General features: G+C 63.9%; 17 protein-coding genes. 11 read left to right on the plus strand and 6 right to left on the minus strand.

The features are described 5' to 3' along the window. Nucleotides 1-82 precede the first annotated feature (82 nt). The 5 genes from queA to secF all read left to right on the plus strand — a co-directional run bounded on the left by queA (nt 83) and on the right by secF (nt 6,031). Nucleotides 83-1,129 (plus strand): tRNA preQ1(34) S-adenosylmethionine ribosyltransferase-isomerase QueA, encoded by a 1,047-nt coding sequence (queA, locus tag LDZ27_RS12590; RefSeq protein ID WP_244814404.1) that lies wholly within the window; start codon nt 83-85, stop codon nt 1,127-1,129. Nucleotides 1,130-1,176: 47 nt separating this feature from the next. Continuing rightward, entirely contained in the window at nt 1,177-2,337 is a 1,161-nt protein-coding gene (gene tgt, locus LDZ27_RS12595) for a tRNA guanosine(34) transglycosylase Tgt (RefSeq protein WP_244814405.1), read from the plus strand. Nucleotides 2,338-2,531: 194 nt separating this feature from the next. Then, nucleotides 2,532-2,861 carry a preprotein translocase subunit YajC gene (gene yajC, locus LDZ27_RS12600; RefSeq protein WP_244814406.1) on the plus strand — a complete coding sequence of 110 codons (330 nt, stop codon included), beginning with the start codon at nt 2,532-2,534 and terminating at the stop codon, nt 2,859-2,861. A 132-nt stretch (nt 2,862-2,993) separates the two neighbouring features. Beyond that, the gene (gene secD / locus LDZ27_RS12605) at nt 2,994-5,054 is read left to right on the plus strand and encodes a protein translocase subunit SecD (RefSeq protein ID WP_244814407.1); all 2,061 of its coding nucleotides are present in this window, start codon (nt 2,994-2,996) and stop codon (nt 5,052-5,054) included. A gap of 26 nt (nt 5,055-5,080) precedes the next feature. Next, nucleotides 5,081-6,031: a protein translocase subunit SecF gene (gene secF, locus LDZ27_RS12610; RefSeq protein ID WP_244814408.1), complete on the plus strand. Its 951-nt coding sequence runs from the start codon at nt 5,081-5,083 to the stop codon at nt 6,029-6,031. 88 nt (nt 6,032-6,119) lie between these two features. Here secF and LDZ27_RS12615 read toward each other — a convergent pair whose 3' ends face one another. The 3 genes from LDZ27_RS12615 to LDZ27_RS12625 form a co-directional block, all read right to left on the minus strand. Further along, the gene (locus LDZ27_RS12615) at nt 6,120-6,683 is read right to left on the minus strand and encodes a YceI family protein (protein ID WP_370653399.1); all 564 of its coding nucleotides are present in this window, start codon (nt 6,681-6,683) and stop codon (nt 6,120-6,122) included. A gap of 51 nt (nt 6,684-6,734) precedes the next feature. Beyond that, nucleotides 6,735-7,298 (minus strand): YceI family protein, encoded by a 564-nt coding sequence (locus tag LDZ27_RS12620; RefSeq protein WP_244814410.1) that lies wholly within the window; start codon nt 7,296-7,298, stop codon nt 6,735-6,737. A gap of 123 nt (nt 7,299-7,421) precedes the next feature. Next, on the minus strand, nt 7,422-7,991 hold the full coding sequence (locus LDZ27_RS12625) for a cytochrome b (RefSeq protein WP_244814411.1): 570 nt from the start codon (nt 7,989-7,991) through the stop codon (nt 7,422-7,424). 432 nt (nt 7,992-8,423) lie between these two features. On the opposite strand from LDZ27_RS12625, the gene LDZ27_RS12630 reads away from it, so the two are divergent. From LDZ27_RS12630 to LDZ27_RS12650, 5 genes are all read left to right on the plus strand, one after another. Further along, nucleotides 8,424-9,086 (plus strand): paraquat-inducible protein A, encoded by a 663-nt coding sequence (locus tag LDZ27_RS12630; RefSeq protein ID WP_244814412.1) that lies wholly within the window; start codon nt 8,424-8,426, stop codon nt 9,084-9,086. Further along, nucleotides 9,080-9,766 carry a paraquat-inducible protein A gene (locus tag LDZ27_RS12635; RefSeq protein WP_370653400.1) on the plus strand — a complete coding sequence of 229 codons (687 nt, stop codon included), beginning with the start codon at nt 9,080-9,082 and terminating at the stop codon, nt 9,764-9,766. Before LDZ27_RS12630 ends, LDZ27_RS12635 begins: the two co-directional genes overlap by 7 nt. Then, a complete protein-coding gene (locus LDZ27_RS12640) occupies nt 9,759-11,432 on the plus strand; it encodes an intermembrane transport protein PqiB (RefSeq protein ID WP_244814414.1) in 1,674 nt (557 codons plus the stop codon). The genes LDZ27_RS12635 and LDZ27_RS12640 overlap by 8 nt, the downstream gene beginning before the upstream one ends. After that, entirely contained in the window at nt 11,429-12,139 is a 711-nt protein-coding gene (locus LDZ27_RS12645; RefSeq protein WP_244814415.1) for a membrane integrity-associated transporter subunit PqiC, read from the plus strand. The genes LDZ27_RS12640 and LDZ27_RS12645 overlap by 4 nt, the downstream gene beginning before the upstream one ends. A gap of 149 nt (nt 12,140-12,288) precedes the next feature. Next, nucleotides 12,289-12,897, plus strand: coding sequence for a glutathione S-transferase (locus LDZ27_RS12650; protein ID WP_244816141.1), 609 nt, complete (start codon nt 12,289-12,291; stop codon nt 12,895-12,897). Nucleotides 12,898-13,175: 278 nt separating this feature from the next. Here LDZ27_RS12650 and LDZ27_RS12655 read toward each other — a convergent pair whose 3' ends face one another. The 3 genes from LDZ27_RS12655 to LDZ27_RS12665 form a co-directional block, all read right to left on the minus strand. Beyond that, entirely contained in the window at nt 13,176-13,733 is a 558-nt protein-coding gene (locus LDZ27_RS12655; RefSeq protein ID WP_244814416.1) for a TetR/AcrR family transcriptional regulator, read from the minus strand. 120 nt (nt 13,734-13,853) lie between these two features. Next, on the minus strand, nt 13,854-14,987 hold the full coding sequence (mnmA, locus tag LDZ27_RS12660) for a tRNA 2-thiouridine(34) synthase MnmA (RefSeq protein WP_244814417.1): 1,134 nt from the start codon (nt 14,985-14,987) through the stop codon (nt 13,854-13,856). Between the two features lie 31 nt (nt 14,988-15,018). Continuing rightward, on the minus strand, nt 15,019-15,501 hold the full coding sequence (locus LDZ27_RS12665; protein WP_244814418.1) for an NUDIX hydrolase: 483 nt from the start codon (nt 15,499-15,501) through the stop codon (nt 15,019-15,021). 216 nt (nt 15,502-15,717) lie between these two features. Between LDZ27_RS12665 and LDZ27_RS12670 the strand changes: the two genes are divergently transcribed. Continuing rightward, complete coding sequence (locus LDZ27_RS12670; RefSeq protein ID WP_244814419.1) at nt 15,718-16,863, plus strand: Re/Si-specific NAD(P)(+) transhydrogenase subunit alpha; 1,146 nt, start codon at nt 15,718-15,720, stop codon at nt 16,861-16,863. The last annotated feature ends 5 nt before the right edge of the window (nt 16,864-16,868 follow it).

Genomic DNA, 16,868 nt, shown 5'->3' on the forward strand with positions numbered 1-16,868 from the left:
CTAATCTCTTCGCAAGTACAATGTGAGGTTTGTTCGGCGCGCTTCTTGCCTTGTTCTGCCTTCGTTCGTGCGATCTCAAGCCATGTTCACGCTTTCCGATTTCGATTTTAATCTGCCGCCCGAGCTGATCGCGCAAAGCGCGCTCGCCGAGCGCAGCGCAAGCCGCCTGCTCGAAGTGGACAACCGCGTCTTGCCCGCTTCGCTGGCCGACCGGCGTTTCTCCGACTTGCCCGACTTGCTGCAGCGCGGCGACCTGCTCGTCTTCAACGATACCAAAGTCCTCAAGGCGCGGTTCTTCGGCCAGAAGGCCAGTGGCGGGCGCGTGGAAGTGCTCGTCGAGCGTCTGACGGGCGCGACCACGGCCCTCGCGCAAATCCGCGCGAGCAAGAGTCCGACGGCGGGCAGCATCATCCGGCTCGCCGACGCGTTCGACGTGACCGTGGGCGAACGTGTCGAGCCGTTCTACACGCTGCATTTCCCCGCCGATTGCCTCACGCTCATCGAGCAATACGGGCGCTTGCCGCTGCCGCCGTACATCGAGCACGACGCCGACGCCTACGACGAAACGCGCTACCAGACCGTGTACGCGGCCAATCCCGGCGCGGTGGCCGCGCCGACCGCCGGCCTGCATTTCGACGACGCCCTCTTCGCGCGGCTCGATGCGCGCGGCGTCGAGCGCGCGACGCTCACGCTGCACGTCGGCGCGGGCACGTTCCAGCCGGTGCGGGTCGACAACATCGCGGAACACAAGATGCATAGCGAGTGGTATCACCTGCCGCAGACGCTCGTCGATCGCATCGCGGCGGTGAAGGCGCGCGGCAATCGCGTGATCGCGGTCGGCACCACGTCGATGCGCGCGCTCGAAGCCGCCGCCCGCGACGCGGCAGAAGCCGGCCGGCCGCTCGCCGCGACGAGCGCCGAAACCGACATCTTCATCACGCCGGGCTATGAATTCCGCATCGTCGACCGGCTGGTGACGAACTTCCATTTGCCGAAATCGACGCTCATGATGCTCGTCTCCGCGTTCGCGGGCATGGACACGATCCGCGACGCGTATCGGCACGCAATCGACGCGCGTTATCGCTTTTTCAGCTATGGCGACGCGATGCTTCTGACTCGCCAGAGCTAATTTCAACCGGGAGCGCCGGACTGTCTTCCGGTGGCACAGGAATCCACATGACCGAGAATCACATCGCGCCCGACAACGGCCTCAAGTTCGAACTGCTGACGACCGACGGCCAGGCGCGCCGCGGCCGTCTCACGCTCAATCACGGCGTCATCGAGACGCCGATCTTCATGCCGGTCGGCACTTACGGCACCGTCAAGGCAATCCAGCCGCGCGAACTCGAAGAGATTCGCGCGCAGATCATCCTCGGAAACACGTTTCACTTGTGGCTGCGGCCCGGACTGGAGACGATCGGCGCGCACGGCGGACTGCATCGCTTCATGGGCTGGAACCGGCCCATTCTCACCGACTCGGGCGGCTTTCAGGTGTTTTCGCTCGGCGATCTGCGCAAGATCACCGAAGAAGGCGTCACGTTCGCCTCGCCGATCAATGGCGACCGGCTGTTTCTGTCGCCCGAAGTCTCGATGCAGATTCAAAAGGTGCTGAACTCCGACATCGTCATGCAGTTCGACGAATGCACGCCGTATTCGACCAACGGCGTGCCCACTTCGCACCAGGAAGCCGCCGATTCCATGCGCATGTCGATGCGCTGGGCGAAGCGTTCCATCGACGAATTCACGCGGCTCGGCAATCCGAATGCGCTCTTCGGCATCGTGCAGGGCGGCATGTTCGAGGACCTGCGCGACGAATCGCTCGCGGGTCTTTCGGAAATCGGTTTCCACGGTCTCGCGATCGGCGGGTTGTCGGTCGGCGAGCCGAAGGAAGACATGATGCGCGTGCTGAATCACATCGGCCCTAAACTGCCTGCCGACAAGCCGCATTACCTGATGGGCGTCGGCACGCCGGAGGATCTCGTGGCGGGCGTGGCCGCGGGCGTCGACATGTTCGATTGCGTGATGCCCACGCGCAATGCGCGTAACGGCTGGCTTTTCACGCGCTTCGGCGACCTCAAGATCAAGAACGCGACCCACAAGAATTCGATGAAGCCGCTCGACGAAACCTGCGGCTGCTACACCTGCCGCAACTTCACGCGGGCGTATTTGCATCATCTGCATCGCGTGGGCGAAATTCTGGGCGCGCAACTGAACACGATCCACAATCTGCACTACTACCTCGAATTGATCGGCGAAGTGCGCGAATCCATCGAAAATCATGCGTTCGACGCGTTTCGCAAGACCTTCGCGGAAAACCGCGCGCGCGGCGTCGACTGACCGCGGTCGTCATGCGCGGCGAGTATTACAATCGCCTTTCTTCTCGCTTGCCGCACATGCCACAGGCGCGCGTAACGGCTTGATGCCAAAGCGCATTCCGGCGGCTTGGCGGCATGGGCGAGTGGTAGAATATCGGGCTAATTTCCAGCCGGTTCCAGAAACGCAATTTCCACGCATAAACGGGAGAGACCAACGTGTCGTTCATTACCAATGCCTTTGGACAAGGCGCAACCGCGGGTGGCGCGGAATCCAGCCTCATGAGCTTCCTGCCGCTGATTCTCATGTTCGCGGTGCTGTACTTCATCATGATCCGTCCGCAAATGAAGCGTCAGAAGGAACATCGCAACATGCTGGCGGCCATGGCCAAGGGCGACGAAGTGGTGACGAACGGCGGCATCGTCGGCAAGGTCACGAAGGTGTCCGAGGCTTATGTGGGCGTCGAGATCGCCGAGGGAACGGAAATCACCGTGCAGAAGGCCTCCGTCACGACTATTCTCCCGAAGGGCACCATCAAGTCGCTGTAAGGCCAGATTCTTTCGCGTCCGGCGCGGCCTCGCTCCGAGCCATCCAGTACCGCGAGCCGACTAAACCGGCTCGCCGCGCATAAACGCCGGTCGCCCTCTCCTCCGAAGCCAACTTTCCGTTCGGCCATTTCCATGAATCGTTATCCCCTCTGGAAGTATGTCGTGATGCTGGTGGCGCTCGTCATCGGCCTCGTGTACACGCTGCCCAACTTTTTCGGCGAAGCGCCCGCGGTGCAGGTGTCGAGCGGCAAGGCAACCGTCAAGCTCGACTCGACCACGCTCTCGGCAGTCGAAGGCGCGCTCGCCGCGAGCAACATCCGCGCTGACGAAGTCACGTTCGACAACTCGCAGACCAACGCGAACATCCGCGTGCGCCTGAAGGACACCGACACGCAGTTGCGCGTGAAGGATCTGTTGACGAAATCGCTCAACAGCGACCCGACCGATCCGCAATTCATCGTCGCGCTGAATCTGCAGAGCGCTTCGCCGCGCTGGCTGACGGCGCTGCACGCGCTGCCGATGTACCTCGGTCTCGATCTGCGCGGCGGCGTGCACTTCCTGCTGCAAGTGGACATGGCCGGCGCGCTGAACAAGAAGCTCGACTCCGATGCCGCCGACGCCCGCACCTACCTGCGCGACCGCAATGTCCGCGACGGCGGCGTGAACCGCGTGGGGCAATCGGTCGTCGTGAACTTCTCGGACCAGACCGTGGCCGATAGCGCGCGCACCCTGCTCGCAACGGGCGTCCCCGAACTGCAATGGGCGACGCGTCAGGGCGGCGACGGCTTCCAGGTCGTCGGCACGTTCACGGCGGGCACGCAGCAGACGGTTCAGGACAGCGCGCTCAAACAGAACATCACGACGCTGCATAACCGCGTGAACGAGCTGGGCGTCGCGGAGCCGGTGATTCAGCAGCAGGGCTCCGACCGCATCGTGGTCGAACTGCCAGGCGTGCAGGACACGGCGAAGGCGAAGGACATCATCGGCCGCACGGCGACGCTCGAAGCGCGTCTCGCCGATCCGGTGAACACGTACGTCGGCCCGAACGATCCCGTCCCGGCCGGCGACGAAGCGTTCAAGCAAGGCGACCGCACGGTGCTTCTGCGCAAGCAGGTCATCTTCACCGGCGACCGCATCGTGGATGCGTCCACCGGCTTCGACGATCACCAGCGTCCGTCCGTGAACATCCGTCTCGATTCGGCCGGCGGCCGCGCGATCGCGAGCGTCTCGCGCGACAACATCGGCAAGCCGATGGCGATGGTGCTGTTCGAAAAGGGCAAGGGCGAAGTGCTGACGGTGGCGAACATCCAGTCGGAACTGGGCGACCGCTTCCAGATCACCGGCCAGCCGACCGCGCAAGCGGCCACGGACCTCGCGCTGCTCTTGCGCGCCGGTTCGCTCGCGGCGCCGATGGACATCATCGAGGAACGCACGGTCGGGCCGAGCCTCGGCGCGGACAACATCAAGAAGGGCTTCGATTCGGTCACTTACGGTTTCGCCGCGATCGCCGTCTTCATGATCGTGTACTACCTGCTGTTCGGCCTGATCTCGATGCTCTCGCTGTCCGTGAACCTGCTGCTGCTCGTCGCGATTCTTTCGATGCTGCAGGCCACGCTCACGCTGCCGGGCATCGCCGCTATCGCGCTGGCGCTCGGTATGGCGATCGACGCGAACGTGCTGATCAACGAACGTATCCGCGAGGAACTGCGCAACGGCGCGCCGCCGCAGACGGCGATTCAGGAAGGCTTCAAGCACGCCTGGGCGACCATTCTGGATTCGAACGTCACCACGCTCATCGCCGGTCTCGCGCTGCTCGCGTTCGGCTCCGGTCCGGTGCGCGGCTTCGCGGTCGTTCACTGCATCGGCATTCTGACGTCGATGTTCTCGGCCGTCTTCTTCTCGCGCGGTCTCGTGAACCTCTGGTACGGCGGCAAAAAGAAGCTGAAGTCGCTCGCGATCGGTCAGGTGTGGCGTCCGGAAGGCGCCGGCGCGCAAGCCGCCGAAGCCGCGTATCTCGCGTCGCAGCGCGGCGACGAATCGCTCGTCGAGGAAGTCGTGCCCGCCGCGAAGCCCAAGTCCCGCGCCGCCGCGCCGCGCGCGACCGCCCAGAGCGCCGCGCGCACCGGCAAGCCGACCGTGCGCCGCCGCTCGGGTCCGGGCATCGATCAACAGAAACCGGGCCAGTCGCACTGAGTCCCTGAGCCCCGGAGAAACGAACCATGGAATTCTTCCGCATTCGCCGCGACTTGCCGCTGATGCAGCGCGCTTTGATTTTCAACGCGATCTCGCTCATCACGTTCCTCGCGGCCGTCTTTTTCCTCGTGCATCGCGGGCTGCATCTGTCGGTGGAGTTCACCGGCGGGACGGTCATCGAGGTGCAATATCCGCAGGCCGTGCCGCTCGAACCGGTGCGCGGCACGATGGCCCGCTTAGGCTACGGCGACGCGCAGGTGCAGAACTTCGGCACGTCGCGCGACGTGCTGATTCGCCTGCCGCTCAAGCAAGGGCTCACGTCCGCGCAGCAGAGCGATCAGGTCATGAGCGCGCTCAAGGCAAGCGATGCGCAGGTGACGTTGCAGCGCGTCGAGTTCGTCGGACCGCAGGTCGGCAAGGAACTGGTGACGAACGGGCTCGCCGCGCTCGCGTGCGTGGTCATCGGCATCGTGATTTATCTGTCGTTCCGCTTCGAATGGAAGTACGCGGTGGCGGGCGTCATCGCGAACTTGCACGACGTGATCATCATTCTCGGCTTCTTCGCCTACTTTCAGTGGGAGTTCTCGCTCTCGGTGCTCGCGGCGATTCTCGCGGTGCTCGGCTATTCGGTGAATGAGTCGGTGGTTATCTTCGACCGAATTCGCGAAACGTTCCGCAAGCAGCGCAAGATGTCGGTCATCGAAGTCATCAATCACGCGATCACGAGCACGATGTCGCGGACCATCATCACCCACGGCTGTACGGAAATGATGGTGCTGTCGATGTTCTTCTTCGGCGGCCCGACGCTGCATTACTTCGCGCTGGCGCTCACCGTCGGCATCTTGTTCGGCATCTATTCGTCGGTGTTCGTCGCGGCGGCGCTCGCCATGTGGTTCGGCGTCAAGCGCGAGGATCTCATCAGGGACAAGAAGGACAAGTACGATCCGAACGATCCGAACGCAGGCGCGCAGGTCTAAGCGCTCGCATTCGTGCCTCGGAAACGCAACGGGCCGGTCTTCGCAGACCGGCCCGTTTTTTTGTGCTCGTCGTCTGTCAGGCGCGCGCTTACTGCTTCACGCCTTCCGCCTGGATATGCAGCACCGTCTTGAGGCTGAAGCCATACGACTTGCCGTAATCCATGCCGAAGTCGCCGCGATCGAACGTCGCCGTCGCTTCGGTGCCGCACACTTCCTTCTTCATCATCGGATTGACGAAGCACTTGAAGCTCTCGACCTTCAGGTTGAGCGGCTTGGTCACGCCGTGCATCGTCAGCGAGCCGACCACTTCCACCGGCTTGTCGCCGTCGAAGCGGATCGACGTGCCTTTGTAGACCGCCGTCGGGTACTTCGCGGCATCGAAGAACTCGGCTTTTTGCAGATGCTCGTCGAGCTTCGCGTTGCCCGTGTTGATCGACGAAACGTCGATGGTCACATCCACCGTGCCGGTCTTCGCCGCGCGGTCGAGCACCACGGTGCCGCTGCTCTTGTTGAACTTGCCGCGCCACGTCGACACGCCGCCGAAGTGGTCCGCCTCGAAGCTCGGATACGTGTGGTTGGGATCGAGCTGATACGTGTCGGCGGCCATCGCGCTGAAAGACACGCCGGCGGCCAGCGCGCCCGCGACGATCATCGAAAGTTTGTTCAAGGTTCTTCTCCTGGGTTGCGTGTGTGAGTGCGCCGCTTATTTCTTCGCAGCGACGATGTGAAACTTGATGACAACGTCATCCGCGACGACGGACGTGTCCTTCCATTCGCCGGTGCCGATGTCGAACTGCGTGCGTTTGACGGGCAGCGAGCCGTCGAAGGTTTCAGTCGCGCCCTGCTGCGTGATCGTTACCGGCACCGTCACGGTCTGCGATTTGCCCTTGATCGTGATCTTGCCCGTCACCTTGTACTGATTGCCGCCCGCCGGCGCGATGGCGCTCGAAACGAAGGTCGCGGTCGGATACGTGGCGCTGTCGAACCACTCCTTGCCGCGCACCTGCTTGTTGTAATCGTCGTCGCCGAGGTCGTAGCTGCCCGTGTCGATGGTGATGTTCGCGCTGCCGGCCGCCGGCTTCGCCGGATCGAACGCGATCTGCGCGGTGAACTTGTTGAACTTGCCGTCGGTCGGCACGTTCATCTGCTTCGACGTGGCGACGACCGAACTCTTCGGCATATCGACCTGCGCCGCCGCGCCCGTCGCCACGCCAAGCGACGTCACGGCTACGGCCGCCAGCATCCAATGATTCAGTTTCACTTTCATGTGTGCCTTTTTGAACGGTTCAACAACCAACCGGTATTGGAAAACAAAGCGATGGGCAGACAAACAGCGGGCCGGAAACGCCTTGCCAACTGCGAGGAAACAATCAACGCGCTTGCGGAACGCCTACTTGATGAACGGCAGCATTCTGCCGAGCAAGCCGTCGCGATCGACGAAATGGTGCTTGAGCGCGGCGAGTACGTGCATCGCGACGAGAACGAGCAGCCCGTAGTTCAGCGCGACGTGCACGATGCGCAGCGTCGCCTTGAGCGCCTTGTCCGGGCCGATGATCGTCGGCAGCGGCAGCACGCCGAGATAGACCACCTGAAGTCCCGCCGCCGAGCTGTACAGATAGCCGGACGCCGGAATGACGAGCATCAGCGCGTACAGCAGTAAATGCGTGAGATGCGCCGCGCCCCGCTGCCAGCGCGGCATGGCGACGGGCATGGCGGGCGCGCGGTGCGTCGCGCGCCATAGAAGGCGCAGCGCCGCGAGGACGAAGACGGTCACGCCGATCCACTTGTGCCACGAGAAGTACTTGAGCTTCGTGGGCGTGAAACCGGGGATGTCGGTCATGATCCAGCCGAGATAGAAGCCGCCCACGATCAGTAACGCGATCAGCCAGTGCAGGCCGATGGCCGTCGCGCTGTAACGTTCGGCCGGTGTCGCCGGCGTGATGCCAACACTGCTTTCCATGATGCCGTTATCCTGAATGTTCGTCGTTGCCGAGAGATGCCGCCGCCCGGCCGATGCATGCGCCGCCATGCTACATCAACGATCGCCAATTGCCAGCGCGCCCCGAAAGCCTTCGGCAAAGCCCGAAATCCAGCGCTGACGCGGCTTCGAGGGCCGCTGCGCCCGCTTCGGCGCGCGCATGCAACGAACTTTTGCGCTCATGCAACGGTCGCGGTGTCGACGAGCGTGGAGGCATCCCGCGAAGCGCCCGGCGCGACGAAAAAGCGAAACGAAAAAGCGCCCGCGTTTATTCCATCGCGCATCGGATAAAGCCGAGTCGTCGCGTTTGATACCATGCTGCTACCATTCGCGCTGGTCCGTTACTTGCTGTCTTTGCCCCGGGCCGATCTCGCGGCGCCAATCCACACGCATGAGAAGGCTCGGCACCCGGTTATGAACGTGAACGATTCGGAAGAACTGATTGCGTGTCACGAATGCGACGCGCTTTTCAGGAAACGCGCGCTTCCCGCGCATAGCACGGCCAACTGTCCGCGTTGCGGCGCGGTGCTTTATCGCGGCATCACGCACAATCTCGACCGCATCTGCGCCACCACGCTTGCCGCACTCATCACGTTCGTGATCGCGCAGGCGTTTCCCATCGTCGAACTCGATGCGAACGGCATCACTTCGCAGACGACGCTCATCGGCGCGATCATCGCGTTGTGGCACGAGCAGATGGAAGTGGTCGCGGGACTCGTCTTCTGCGCGACCATCCTCTTTCCCCTCTGCGAACTCACCGCGCTGCTCTATGTGCTGATGCCCGTGCGCGCCGGATACGTGCCGCCGGGCCTTCACCTCACGCTGCGCGCCATCCAGTTCGTGCGGCCGTGGGGCATGATCGAAGTCTTCATGCTCGGCGTGCTCGTGACGCTCGTGAAGATGCTGAGCGTCGCGCGCGTGATTCCGGAGGCCGCGCTTTTCGCATTCGGCGCGCTTACGCTGATGGTCGCCGTCGTCGTGAGTTTCGATCCGCGTTCGCTGTGGGACATCGCGGCAGGGCTGTCGGCGCGCAGGCGAGGCGATCGCGTCATGGCGTCCGCGAGGCAGAGATCGTGAACGACCAACGCCTCGACGCACCAGCCGACAAACCGCAAGCGCCCACGCTCTACACCACGGCTTCGCGAGAGAACGTGGTCGCGTGCCACGCGTGCGGCCTCGTGCAGCCGCTTGCGCGCACCGTCGAAAAACAGCGCTGCACGCGCTGCGACGCGGTCGTGCACCGGCGCAATCCGGACAGCATCGCGCGCACATGGGCGCTGCTCATCACCGCGGCGATCCTTTATATTCCGGCGAACCTCTATCCGATGCTGCATACGTCGTCGATTCTCGGCTCCGAGGACGACACGATCATGAGCGGCGTCGCGCTCTTCTGGAGCGACGGCGACTATCCGCTCGCGGTCGTCATTTTCGTGGCGAGCATTCTCGTGCCGATGCTCAAGCTGCTCTCGCTCGCGTTCCTGCTCGTCGGCGTGCAGCGGCGTTCCGCGTGGCAGCCGCGCCAGCGCACGAAGCTGTATCGCGTGGTGGAAGGCATCGGCCGATGGTCGATGCTCGACATCTTCGTCGTCACGCTCACCGTCGCGCTCGTGCGCTTCAAGTCGGTCGCGGTCATCACGGCGGGGCCGGCCGCGCTCGCGTTCGCATCGGTCGTCGTGCTGACGATGCTCGCCTCCATGCAGTTCGACCCGCGTCTGATATGGGACAACATAGAACCGTCAGGAAAGAAATATGACTAGTGCCCAAGGTCCGAATGGGCCGGATGAACCGAACACGCCGAACACGCCCGCGCCGTCCGAGGGCGCGGGCGGCCTGCCGCCACGCCTGCCCGAGCCGGTGATCGAACCGCGCAGCCGCTGGCTGCCGTCGCTCGTGTGGGTCATCCCGATCGTCGCCGCGCTGATCGGCGTGTTCCTCGTCGTGAAGACGGTATCGAGCCGCGGCCCGACGGTGACGATCAGCTTCGTCAGCGCGGAAGGGCTCGAGCCGGGCAAGACCAAGGTCAAGTTCAAGGACGTGGACATCGGCACGGTCAAGACCATCACGCTTTCGAAGGACCATTCGCGCGTGCTCGTCGATGTCCAGCTCACCAAGGAAGCCACCGATTTCGCGGTGAAGGACACGCGCTTCTGGGTCGTGCGCCCGCGCGTGGCGGCAAGCGGCGTGACGGGGCTCTCGACGCTGCTTTCGGGCGCCTATATCGGCGCGGACGCGGGCAAGTCGACCGACGACCAGAGCTACTTCGTCGGCCTCGAGACGCCGCCCGCAGTCACTGGCGACCAGAAAGGCCACACGTTCACGCTGCACGGCGAATCGCTCGGCTCGCTGGATATCGGCTCGCCGGTCTATTACCGGCGCGTGCAGGTGGGACAAGTAACGGCTTTTTCGCTCGACAAGGACGGCACGGGCGTGACGATGCAGGTCTTCGTCAACGCGCCCTACGATCAATATGTCGGCGCGAATTCGCGCTGGTGGCATGCGAGCGGCGTGGACCTGCGCCTCGATTCGAGCGGCTTCACGCTCAATACGCAGTCGCTCGCGACGGTGGTGCTCGGCGGCATTGCGTTCCAGACGCCGCCGAATCAGCAGCCCGGCGCGCAGGCGAAGGAAAACGCCACGTTCCGCCTCGCCTCCGATCAGGCCGACGCGATGAAAGACCCGGACGGCGATCCGGTCCACGTCGTGATGAACTTCAATCAGTCGTTGCGCGGCTTGTCGGTGGGTGCGCCGGTCGATTTCCGCGGCATCGTGCTCGGGCAGGTGACGGGCATCGGCGTGCGATACGACCAGCGGACGCACGCGTTCCTGATGCCCGTGACCATCGACCTGTATCCGGACCGTCTCAGCCGCCAGGCGAAGGCCGCGCTGCCGGAACAGGGAACGGAAGCGAGCCACGACATGCTCGAACTGCTCGTGAAGCGCGGCCTGCGCGGGCAACTGCGCACCGGCAACCTGCTGACGAGCCAGCTTTATGTCGCGCTCGACTTCTTCCCGAAGGCGCCGGTGTCGAAGGTCACGGTGGCCGGCGACGCGATCGAGTTGCCGACGGTGCCGAACACGCTCGACGAACTGCAGCTTCAGATCGCCGACATCGCGCGCAAGCTCGACAAGATTCCGTTCGACGAGATCGGCACGAATCTCAACGGCTCGCTCAAGAACGCGAACACGCTCTTCGATCAGCTCAACAAGGAAGTCATGCCGGAAATGCGCGACACGCTCACGCAGGCGAAGAAGACCTTCGGCGCGGCGCAGTCCACGCTCCAGCAGGATTCTCCGCTTCAGTCCGACGTGCATCAGGCCATGCAGGAACTGACGCGCACGCTTCAATCGCTCAATGCGCTGGCCGATTATCTGGAGCGCCATCCGGAATCGCTGTTGCGCGGCAAACCGGGAGACAAGCCATGAAGTTCGGCGCATCGTTATCGACTCTGGGCGCGGCGTGCGTGCTGGCGGCGTGCGCGTCGTCGCCGTCGAGCCGGTTCTACACGCTCGGCGGCGCGGAGCCGGCTTCAACGGCCGTATCGGCCGTATCGTCCGCTTCGTCGGCGCCTGCGTTCTATTTCGAGCTGGCGCCGGTCGACATGCCGCAGCAGGTGTCGCGCAATCAGCTCGTCGTGCAGACGAGCCCCGCGCAAGTGACCGTGCTCGAACAGGAGCGCTGGGCCTCGCTCCCCGCCGACGAAGTCCGGCGCGCGCTCTCCGACGATCTCTCGCGGCAGCTCAACGCAATCGATGTCTACGGCACGCCGTATCCCGAATCGGCGAGGGTGTACCGCGTGACGGTGAAGGTGCAGCGCTTCGAATCGTGGCCGGGTGCGCAGGCCGTCGTCGATGCGGTGTGGAGCGTGCGCGCCGCAGGCTCGGATACCGTTCTGACATGCCGCACGGTCGAGAACGAACGCGTCGGCGACGGCTACGCCGCGCTCGTCGACGGTCATCGCAAGGCCGTCGGCGAGCTTGCCGCGGCCATTTCCGCAGGTGTGCGAAGTCTCGGGTCACTGCCGCCCGCAGCGTCGCCCGCGTCGCCTAAAGGCAAGTCCGACGCCCGCGCGCGCCCCGCGCCGACTCTGCCATGCCCGGCGTCGAGCAGCGGTACGACCGCGAGCATGTGATCCGAACGCGCGCGCCCGACTGTCAGGAGACCGTCATGTTGTCGGCAGACGACACGCGCGTGCGGCGTGTCTCGAAATTGCGGAAGGCGCACGCGCGCACGGTTAAGATCGACGTCGGCCGTATGTGAAACAAACCCGAAGAATAGATGATGAAACTGATCGGTTCGCACACTAGTCCGTTCGTCCGCAAGGTGCGGATCGTAATGGCGGAAAAGAAAATCGACTGCGAACTCGTGCTCGAAGACGTTTGGGCCTCGGATTCGAAGATCCACGACTACAACCCGCTCGGCAAGGTGCCTTGCCTGATTCTCGACGGCGGCGAAGCGGTGTTCGATTCGCGCGTGATCTGCGAATACGTCGATACGTTGACGCCGGTGGGCAAGCTGCTGCCGCAGGAACGCCGCGAGCGCACCGAAGTGCGTTGCTGGGAAGCGCTCGCCGACGGCGTGCTCGACGCCGCCGTGATGATTCGCCTCGAAGGGGTGCTGCGCGAGGAAGCGCATCGCAGCGAAACGTGGATTGCGCGGCAGCGGCACAAGATCGAAGACAGCCTGCGCGCGATGGCGCGCGGCATCGGCGACAAACCGTGGTGTTCGGCGAACCGCTTCACGCTCGCGGATATCGCGTGCGGCTGCGCGCTCAGTTATCTCGACTTCCGCATGCCGGAACTGAACTGGCGCGAGGCCCATCCGTCGCTCGACAAGTTCCACGCGCGTCTCGCGCAGCGGCAGTCGTTCATCGATACGGCGCCGCGTTGAAGCGCGATGCGCGATGGGCTCGTCGGCGCTGGCTGGCGGGCTCGTCATATGTGCTGCAAATTGCATCTATCGCTAGATAGATAACACCGTTCATACCGTGGACGCCGTGCCGTTCACGTCTCCGTCGTCGCTGAGCGACGCGCTCCGAAGCGCTGTCCGTAACGCTCGCGTTGGCGGCTCTGAACTTGCGGTCCCGGCCGCGTCAAAATCTATCTACTCAAAGGTAGATAAATCCACGCGGGAAACGAGGTTCCTCACAGAGTTATCCACAGGGTTATCTACCGGCGCACGCTCTGCGCGACCTCTTCCAGCCGCGCGCGAGTCTGAAACAATCGGCAGCCAAGCAAGCTACCCTGAAACGCCGCGTACAGAGTACGCGCAGCCGCCTCCGGTTTGCCGCCAGCGTCGAGCGTGTCTTGCGCCTCGCCTTCGGCAAGCACCTTTGCGAGCCAGTTTTCGTTGGCTTTGAAGAACGCCTGAATCGCGTGGCGAACCTTCTCCGGCAACGACTCGATGTCGGCCGCCATCATCCCGCACAAGCAAACCTGGCTTCCATCGCCGATGATCCGGCCGAAAAGCCGCGCGTAGCGGTCGAGCTTTTTGTCGGCGGGGGCGGAACTGTCGATGGCGTAGATCGACGCCATCACATCCGCGCTGTACGCGTTCACCGCCTCGAGCGCCAGGTCTTCCTTGGTCGGAAAGTAATAGTGAATGCTGGACGTCTTGACGCCGACCAAGTCCGACAAGTCGCGATAGCTGAAACCGTTGTAGCCGCGCTTCATCATGATGGTCTGCGCGTGATCGAGCAGCGCTTCGCGCACCGTGTTCTTGTCCATTTCTCGCGACCCTGTGCTGAAGCAAAAACCTTATCTACTGATAGGTAGAGCGTCAAGCACTTGTATCGAATGACTTTTATGAAATCGATGGCCCCGGCGTGCCAGCCGGGGCTTGCCGCATCAGTTCGCGCTCACGGCCACCGCGCCCGACGCGGCGGCAGTCTCGCCGACGTTCGCGCGCTCGATGATGCCGCCGCCGAGACAGACATCGCCCTGATAGAGCACCGCCGATTGTCCCGGCGTGACCGCCCATTGAGCGTCGTCGAATCGCAGCGCGAAGTGGCCGTCGTCGGCGGCGGCGAAGCGGCATGCGGCGTCCTGCTGCCGATAGCGCGTCTTGGCCGCGCACGCCGTGCCGTCCTCCGGCGCGAAGCCCGCGACCCAACTCGTGTTTCCCGCCGACAAGGTGTGCGACAGCAGCCAAGGATGGTCGTGCCCCTGCACGACGTAGAGCGTGTTGCTCGCCATGTCCTTGCCCGCGACGAACCACGGCTCGCCGCTGCCGCCCTTCGCTCCGCCGATGCCGATGCCCTTTCGCTGCCCGAACGTGTAGAACGCAAGCCCGATATGCTCGCCGACGATCTTCCCTTCGGCCGTCTTCATCGGGCCGGGTTTGGTCGGCAGATAGCGGTTCAGGAATTCGCGAAACGGCCGCTCGCCGATGAAGCAGATGCCGGTCGAATCCTTCTTCTTCGCGTTCGGCAGGCCGATCTGCGCGGCGATCTCGCGCACCTTCGTCTTGGGCATTTCGCCGAGCGGAAAGAGCGTCTTCGACAACTGCTGCTGATTCAGCCGATGCAGGAAGTACGACTGATCCTTGGTCGAATCGGTGGCCTTCATCAATTGGAAAAGCCCGTCGCGCTCGCGCACGCGCGCATAGTGCCCGGTCGCGATCGTTTCCGCGCCGAGCGACATCGCGTGGTCGAGAAACGCCTTGAATTTGATCTCGGCGTTGCACAGCACGTCCGGGTTCGGCGTGCGCCCGGCCGAGTATTCGCGCAGGAATTCGGCGAACACGCGGTCCTTGTATTCGGCGGCGAAGTTCACCGCTTCCACGTCGATGCCGATCAGGTCCGCCACCGAGACCACGTCGATCCAGTCCTGCCGCGTCGAGCAGTATTCGCCGTCGTCGTCGTCTTCCCAGTTCTTCATGAACAGGCCGACGACGTCGTAACCCTGCTCTTTCAAAAGCCATGCCGTCACCGACGAATCGACGCCGCCCGACATGCCCACCACCACTCTTCGCTTGCTCATGGAAATACCGCTTGTTCGCGCGCGAGCGCGGTCAGGAACGCACCACCGGCGCGACCGAATGCGTATGGATGAAATCGAGCGGCACGCGCCGCCCGGCCAGATAATCGTCGACGCACTTCATCACGAGCGGCGTTCTGTGCCGCTCCGGGCACGCACGCAGTTCGTCGGCGGTGAGCCACATCGCGCGGACGATGCCTTTGTCGAGCGCGCGCCCGGCGATTCCCCCCGCTGATTTCCCGCAGAACGTGAAGCGCAGATACGTGACGTCGCGCCCCGGCCGCTGAAAGTGCGTCATATACGCGCCGACGAGCGCTTCCGGCTGGAAGCGATGCGCCGTTTCCTCCAGCGTCTCGCGAATGACCGCCTCGACGAGCGTTTCGCCCGCTTCCAGATGACCGGCCGGCTGGTTGATTTGCAGACCTGCGGATGTGTGTTCCTCGATGACGAGGAAGCGCCCGTCGCGCTCGACGACAGCCGCCACGGTGACGTGAGGAGCCCAAGTGTCTGATTTCATGGCCGACATTTTACCGTCCCGCGTCCGATCACGCGCGCGCGGCCTAAGGGTTAGCCGGGGTGCGGCGAGGCGCCGGATCGCGATTTTTCGCGCGCATTCTTCGGTTACAGTTCACTTAGCCGTTGATCAGCGTTTGAAACTAGAAAAAAGTTGCCTTCTTGTCCCGGCGCGTGGCCGCGCGCACGGGCAGGAGAATAAAAGAACGGAGGATTCAACATGCACATCGGAGTGCCTGCTGAGACGCGGGCGAACGAGGCGCGCGTCGCCGCCACGCCGGAGACGGTCAAGAAGCTCGTCGCGCAGGGGCACCGCCTGTCGGTGCAAAGCGGCGCGGGCGCGCGGGCGAGCTATATCGACGATGCGTTCGCGCAAGCGGGCGCCGATATCGTCGATGCAGCGACCGCCTTTTCCGCCGACATCGTGCTCAAGGTGCAGTCGCCGGGCGAAGGCGAGTTGTCGATGCTGACGCCGGGCGCCGTGCTCATCGGCATGCTCGATCCCTTCAACGCCGACAACACCGCGCGGCTCGCGAGCGCGGGCGTCACGGCCTTCGCGCTCGAAGCCGCGCCGCGCACGACGCGCGCGCAGAGCCTCGACGTGCTCTCGTCGCAGGCGAACATCGCCGGGTACAAGGCGGTGCTGATGGCCTGCCAGTACTACCAGCGCTTCATGCCGATGCTCATGACCGCCGCTGGCACCGTGAAGGCGGCGCGCGTGCTCGTGCTGGGCGCGGGCGTCGCGGGACTACAAGCGATCGCGACCGCGAAGCGCCTCGGCGCGGTCGTCGAAGCGTCGGATGTGCGGCCCGCCGTGAAGGAGCAGATCGAATCGCTCGGCGCGAAGTTCGTCGATGTGCCGTTCGAAACGGACGAGGAGCGGGAAGCCGCGCAAGGCGTCGGCGGCTACGCGCGGCCGATGCCCGCAAGCTGGCTCGCGCGGCAATCGGCTCAGGTGCACGAACGTGCGAAGGCGGCGGATATCGTCATCTCGACGGCGCTGATCCCGGGCCGTCCGGCGCCGACGCTCCTTTCCGTGGAAACGGTGAAGCACATGAAGCCCGGCTCGGTGATCGTCGATCTAGCGGCCGGTCGCGGCCCCGAGTTCGAGGGGAAGAAAGGCGGCAATTGCCCGCTCACCGAAGTCGATCAGGTCGTGATGAAACATGGCGTGCATATCGTCGGTCACACGAACCTCGCGTCGATGGTCGCCGCCGATGCCTCCGCGCTCTACGCGCGCAATCTGCTCGACTTCCTCAAGCTCATCCTGACGAAGGAAGGCACGCTCAACATCGACCTTGCGGACGACATCGTCGCGGCCACGCTCCAGTGCCGCGACGGACAGCTCGCCCGCGCGACCGCCTGATTACG

This window comes from Caballeronia sp. Lep1P3 (assembly GCF_022879595.1).
Classification (GTDB): domain Bacteria; phylum Pseudomonadota; class Gammaproteobacteria; order Burkholderiales; family Burkholderiaceae; genus Caballeronia.